We start from the raw sequence: 5,669 nt of genomic DNA, 5'->3' as shown, positions 1-5,669 counted from the left end.
TCGTTTCAGGCTTTTGGCGATTAACTTCCGATCAATAGCGATCGCCCAAAAATAATTAAAAAATCACGTTAAAATGCCCGAAACCCATACCTCATATTTGGTTGATTCTGTCAATGCGTAAGTCCTAATTTAATAAGCTGTTGTGCATTTAATTTGTATAAGTGGAACAGGCATCTTGCCTGTTAAACAAGAGTTCAGAATATTAGGATTATACAATTTAGCTGTGTAACAGCTTACAAAAGGTTTCTAATAAAAAATTACATTGTTATATTATATAATATAATGCAATACGAAAGATTCTTACAAAACCATGAGTAAAGAAAATATTACATTTAGAATAGACAGCAGCAAGAAAGCCGTTATTGACGCATTAGCAAAAGGCATAAACCGCGATAGAAGCTATATTCTCAATGAAGCGATAAACGCTTATTTAGAGATGTATCAATGGCAAATCGAAGAAATCCAAAAAGGCATTACTGAAGCGGATGCTGGAGATTTTGCTAGTGATGAAGAAGTAAAAGGGACATTTGCAAGGCTAAGTAATGCAGATTAAATGGCTACGTCGGGCGCTGCGTAACTTAGAACAGGCGCATAACTACGTTTTTCAAGAAAATCCTACAGCAGCACAGGAATTAATAATCAAAATTCAAAATGCTGCCAACCAATTAGAAAAATATCCATTTATGGGTAAAAATGGCAGAATTGAAGGTACAAGAGAATTGATAATTTCTCACTCACCGTATATTCTGATTTACCGAGTTAAAGAAGAATCTGTAGAAATTCTGCGAATTTTGCATACATCAAAACGCTATCCAAAATAACCAGAGAATAAATTAAGAGTCTAAAAGCGAAAGTCGGTTTTAACCGACTATATTTATTTTTTATTATCACTCTATTTCATCAGGATTCACACCTAAAGCCTTTAAATTTTCCGCTAAAAGTTGCGTTTTTCTCCTTTCTGCTGCTAAAGCTGTTTCTGCTTGTTCAGCACGTTGTTTTTCCTGTTCCAAAAGTTGAGAAATTTCCAGATATGAAGAAAACTTATTCCCATCAGGACGATAAATTTGTAATTCTTCCCCTGATAAATCAAACTTAATTCCTAATCTGGGACTAACCCAATTTTCCATTTCTGAAATGACATCTAAACCATCTTCCGTTCTTAACCATCCTCTCAACTGATTATTTTGAGGATTATAAATATAATATTCTTCTACTCCATATCTTTCATAAAATATCAATTTCCTCTCCATTTCGGTTTGAGAATTGCTAGGAGAAAGAATTTCAAAAACTACCTGGGGCGCAATATTATTTTCTTGCCATTGTAAATAAGAACCGCGTTTACCTTTTGGTCGTCCAAATACAACCATAACATCAGGTGCATTGACTATATAATTTTTCCCTTCAATGGGATACCAAAATAAATCACCAGCCACAAAAACATCAGGGTTATCTGCAAATAACCAATCTAAATTTTGTTGAATAACTAATATCCAACGAAACTGTTCTGTATTATTAGCCATTGGTTGTCCATCACTGTCTGGGTAGATGACCTCTGATGTATTTAGGGGTAGAGGTTGAGTAACCATAACTTTAAATTAGTTAGTTGTTTACTTTACCAATATCTTAGCACTAAATAACTAAATAATAGATACCCTAATTTTTAATAAGAGCCAGGGAATAAATTCCCTGTCTAAAAGCAAAAGTCGGTTAAAACCGACTCATAAAAAACTTTGTTCTTCCTCTTTGCTTCTTTGCGTCTTTGCGTGAGAAAACTACTAAAAATTCTCATCATCAATAAAAAAATCCATCAAACTTACTTAACCTCAGACACAGAAAAAGCCTTATTTGCTTCAGCATAAATCTTTAAAGCAACCGCCATTTGTTGTTTAGCATTATCTCCCTGTGCTTGAAACCAAGCCAAAGTTTCAGGATCAACTTCAATCATAATTTTTACAGGTGATTGAGGCATTCGCAACTGTGCTTTCTCAAAAAACTCATCCGACAAAGGAGGAATATCAGAAGTATCAATTTCCTCATCACTCATGGCATCAATTCTAGCCCAATCTGTTTTTGATGTATTGTTCATAGCGTTTTCGTTCATGAGAAATTGCCTTTCTTAATGAAATAATCCTAACTATATTCACATCAGGTTCAGTGTAGACAACAACTATAACCCTACCATCAAGTAGTCCAATACCAATATATCTTTCTTCACCATAATCTTGTCGTTCATCAATATAGACAAGCATCGGTAAATTAAAAATTCGGTAAGCATCAGCAAAATCAAAACCATGCTTTGTGATATTACTTTGGTTTTTACGCTCATCCCATTCAAACTTCATAAACTCAATCTACCACACCAATTGCTAACTCTCTCTTCCTCTTTGCGCCTTTGCGTCTTTGCGTGAGAAAAACCCTAAAAATCCTCATCATCAATAAAAAATTCCGCCTCCTCATCAACCCCAGACTTCAACTCACCCAAACCCCAAAGAGACTGCAAAACCACCCCACCAACCAAACCCACCGCTACCCAAAAAGCCAACATCAAACCAAAAGGAATTTGTATTGATTGAAAAACCAAAAACTTTAAAGATACAAGTGTGGCATTCTGCACAGAAATTAGTGCGATCGCCAACACCCAACCAGCTATAACTATAGAAATAAATAAATTCACAAACATTTTCATAATTTTATATATAAAAAAAGGGTAGGGGCAACCCCCTGTGGTTGCCCTCTTGAGTCAGGAATCAGAAATTCAATAATATATTCCTAGTCGGTTTTAACCGACTTTTGCTTTTAGACAGGGAATTTATTCCCTGGCTATCTGGCTATCTAGTCACCTATCCTAACTTAGCAATTTCAGCTTCCATCGTCGCTGCAATTTGACTAAGTTTATCCGGTGAGTTGGTTTCCATGTACACTCTCACCAAAGGTTCTGTACCAGAAGGACGCAATAACACCCAACTACCTTCTTCTAAATAAAGTTTAATCCCATCCTTTCTTCCCACTTCCTTCACTTTAATTCCCGCTACTTCGGAAGGAGGATTTTTGATATAGGCATCAATCACAGCGTTTTTGTGAGCTTCCGTCAGGTGTAAATCCAAACGGTTGTTATATAAAGGACCATCAGCTTCAGCAATAGCTTCCTGAACTAACACACTTAAAGGTTTACCTTCATAGGCGATCGCCTCAGCCACCAGCATATCAGCCAAAACCCCATCCTTTTCGGGAATATGGCCAATAACACTTAAACCACCAGACTCTTCACCACCAATTAAAACGGTGGTTTCTCGCATTTTCTCACCAATGTATTTAAAACCAACCGCAGTTTCATAAATTTGCAAGCCATATTTAGCCGCAAAATTATCCAGCAAATGAGTAGTCGCCACAGTTCTCACTATCGCGCCACTCTTACCTTTGTTTTTGATTAAATGTCTTGCTAAAACCAACAGCACTGTATTGGGAGTGAGAACATTTCCCAGTTCATCAACGATCCCAAAGCGATCGCTATCTCCATCCGTTGCTAAACCCAAGTCAGCTTTATCAGCTTTTACAGCTTCCACCAACTCCACCAACTGTTCACCCTTAGGTTCTGGCATACCACCGCCAAAAAGTACATCTCTCCAAGTGTGGAAACTTTCCAACTGAGTACCGCAATGTTGCAGCACCTCATCTAAATAGCCACGAGATGTAGAATAGAGAGCATCGTACTTAACTTTTAAATTTGCACCCTTAATTTTTTCCACATCCAGCAATGTGTAGATAAAATGCAAATAATCGGGCTTCGGATCAAAAGTAGAAATCGTACCAGATGGGTTACTTCCTGGTAACTCATCCGATGCCGTTTCTATATTGGCCACAATAGTATCAGTAATTTCTGGAGTGGCAGGACCAGCATAGTCTGGGATATATTTAATACCACAATAAGGTGCAGGATTATGACTAGCAGTAAACATCAAAGCCCCTGCGGAATTAAGGTGTTTCGCATTGTAGGCAATCACAGGAGTCGGACAATCCCGATCCGTAATTTTCACATTCCACCCTAAATCTGCCAAAACCGCAGCAGATGTCCGTGCAAACTCATCAGCCAAAAATCTTGTATCGTAGGCAATTAAAACTGGTCTGTCTTTACTATAGGCAGTTTCCAGATAACTAGCGATCGCCCTAGTTACTTTCCGCACATTAGGAAACGTAAAATCATCGGCAATAATGCCACGCCAGCCATCAGTACCGAATTTTATTTTACCAGAATTGTTAGGGTTACTCATTTTGCTACTCTCTCCCGTGCATCATCACTACTATGAGGAAGCATCCCGCAAAGCTTGTGGAACAACCACCATCCTGCAAGTATCCCCAAGGTAATTTCTCTCACTGTACCTGAGCAATGTCAATCCCTGCTAGACCCTTTGTAAGTTACCACCTTTGGTCCCTAGTTTCCCCCAAAAGAGGCCAAGAACATTGGCATTGTCAAATGAGAAGGGGATTCATTAAAGCACGACAACATGAACCAGAGGTAAAAGCTTTATTATCCCAAGCTACACCACCACAGCGGATTGGTATGCTTGCCCAAAAGGGTATCTATGAATTTCATCATCATCTCCATTGGTTAACTCAATCGGATGGTGTGGAAAAAGTAGCCCAGTTGTTAAAATTAAGTAATTTTACTTTTCAAGTCAAGCAACGGGTACTGCACATTTTACAAAAATATCAAAAATCGCCTTTGCTGTTAAATAAACGCATTCTGCAATTAACTCCTGGTGATGAAGGTTTTCCTAAACCAATTTTCATTGAAAAAGCTAATTATTGTTTTCGGTTATATGCAGCTATGGACTGTGTTTTTATTGAGTCTGATAGCACTTTGCATATTTTAGATTTTAAAACTGGTAAGTCAGATTTTGATCAAAGACAAGCTTTAGTTTATTTATTAGCTGCACGTTATCTTTATCCTGGGAAAACTGCCGTAGCATCATTTTATAATTTGGAAATTGGTAAAAAATCTGATTTAATTACTATTAATAATCATGAGTTAGCATCTTTGGAATTTGAGTTGGCTAATGTAGCAAATAAACACCAACTTGATTTACAAAACTATGCAGCTATAAGCAATAACTTTAGTAAAATCTTCCCACCTAACCCCGGTTATCACTGTCGTTTTTGTCCGTTTAATTCAATCTGTGAATTTTCTCAATTTAACCCGGAAAAATCACATTCAACGCCAATAATTCGTAATTCGTAATTTTGTAATTTAAAACATCCTGCCTTTTTACTGTCACCGTGGCGTAGCACCTGGCAACCTCTAACAAAATCTCTTAAAAAACGATAAATCAATATTACCAAAGTGAATACTCATAGCAATATTTAATTGTTCTAAAGTTGCTACTAACCAATCAATAGCATCTGTAGTTGCATTTTCATAATGATTAAATAAAATTCCAAATCTCTTCTCTAGTTTAATGACCTGCCTGTAAAAGTAGCTACAGTCATAACACTTTTACAGTAATTGGGTAATTTTGGTTTCTGGGAAACCTCACCTTTTTTTGCGGCTTTTAGTAGCCCAATGTACGATTTAAAAGATTCAGCTACACTGGTCAGTATTTGCTGGGAAGTATCAGAATACAATGCCTGATAATGAATGCTTTTCTGATAAGTTCCTAGTTGTTTATGCAAAT

The 5,669-nt window shown here is 37.0% G+C and carries 8 protein-coding genes and 2 pseudogenes; 3 read left to right on the top strand and 7 right to left on the bottom strand.

All coding sequences use genetic code 11. The annotated features are described in order from the left end of the window. Positions 1–310: 310 nt before the first annotated feature. A complete protein-coding gene (locus FFR48_RS24700) occupies positions 311–553 on the top strand; it encodes a CopG family ribbon-helix-helix protein (protein WP_137669193.1) in 243 nt (80 codons plus the stop codon). Continuing rightward, on the top strand, positions 543–821 hold the full coding sequence (locus tag FFR48_RS24695) for a type II toxin-antitoxin system RelE/ParE family toxin (protein ID WP_137669192.1): 279 nt from the start codon (positions 543–545) through the stop codon (positions 819–821). The genes FFR48_RS24700 and FFR48_RS24695 overlap by 11 nt, the downstream gene beginning before the upstream one ends. Before the next feature lie 66 nt (positions 822–887). Here FFR48_RS24695 and FFR48_RS24690 read toward each other — a convergent pair whose 3' ends face one another. The 5 genes from FFR48_RS24690 to FFR48_RS24670 all read right to left on the bottom strand — a co-directional run bounded on the left by FFR48_RS24690 (position 888) and on the right by FFR48_RS24670 (position 4,268). Further along, positions 888–1,586 (bottom strand): Uma2 family endonuclease, encoded by a 699-nt coding sequence (locus FFR48_RS24690; protein ID WP_137669191.1) that lies wholly within the window; start codon positions 1,584–1,586, stop codon positions 888–890. A gap of 227 nt (positions 1,587–1,813) precedes the next feature. Beyond that, the gene (locus FFR48_RS24685; protein WP_199291020.1) at positions 1,814–2,086 is read right to left on the bottom strand and encodes a BrnA antitoxin family protein; all 273 of its coding nucleotides are present in this window, start codon (positions 2,084–2,086) and stop codon (positions 1,814–1,816) included. Further along, a complete protein-coding gene (locus tag FFR48_RS24680) occupies positions 2,055–2,342 on the bottom strand; it encodes a BrnT family toxin (RefSeq protein WP_096570999.1) in 288 nt (95 codons plus the stop codon). Before FFR48_RS24680 ends, FFR48_RS24685 begins: the two co-directional genes overlap by 32 nt. Before the next feature lie 74 nt (positions 2,343–2,416). Further along, positions 2,417–2,686, bottom strand: coding sequence for a DUF1049 domain-containing protein (locus FFR48_RS24675; RefSeq protein ID WP_096571001.1), 270 nt, complete (start codon positions 2,684–2,686; stop codon positions 2,417–2,419). A gap of 154 nt (positions 2,687–2,840) precedes the next feature. Further along, entirely contained in the window at positions 2,841–4,268 is a 1,428-nt protein-coding gene (locus FFR48_RS24670) for a phosphoglucomutase/phosphomannomutase family protein (protein WP_137669190.1), read from the bottom strand. Between the two features lie 116 nt (positions 4,269–4,384). On the opposite strand from FFR48_RS24670, the gene FFR48_RS24665 reads away from it, so the two are divergent. Further along, positions 4,385–5,236, top strand: coding sequence for a PD-(D/E)XK nuclease family protein (locus tag FFR48_RS24665; protein ID WP_137669189.1), 852 nt, complete (start codon positions 4,385–4,387; stop codon positions 5,234–5,236). Positions 5,237–5,296: 60 nt separating this feature from the next. On the opposite strand, the pseudogene FFR48_RS30820 reads toward FFR48_RS24665, so the two are convergent. Both FFR48_RS30820 and FFR48_RS29690 read right to left on the bottom strand, forming a co-directional pair. Next, positions 5,297–5,449, bottom strand: a pseudogene (locus FFR48_RS30820) (Sll1247 family protein); the annotation flags it as partial. Next, positions 5,446–5,669 (bottom strand): annotated as a pseudogene (locus tag FFR48_RS29690) (RNA-guided endonuclease TnpB family protein); the annotation flags it as partial. The pseudogenes FFR48_RS29690 and FFR48_RS30820, both read right to left, overlap by 4 nt.

The sequence above is a fragment of the Sphaerospermopsis reniformis genome (genome assembly GCF_005402885.1).
GTDB classification, from domain to species: Bacteria; Cyanobacteriota; Cyanobacteriia; order Cyanobacteriales; family Nostocaceae; genus Sphaerospermopsis; species Sphaerospermopsis kisseleviana.
The sequence above is the reverse complement of the archived record's forward strand: the minus strand, read 5'-3'. Positions and strand labels throughout refer to the sequence as shown.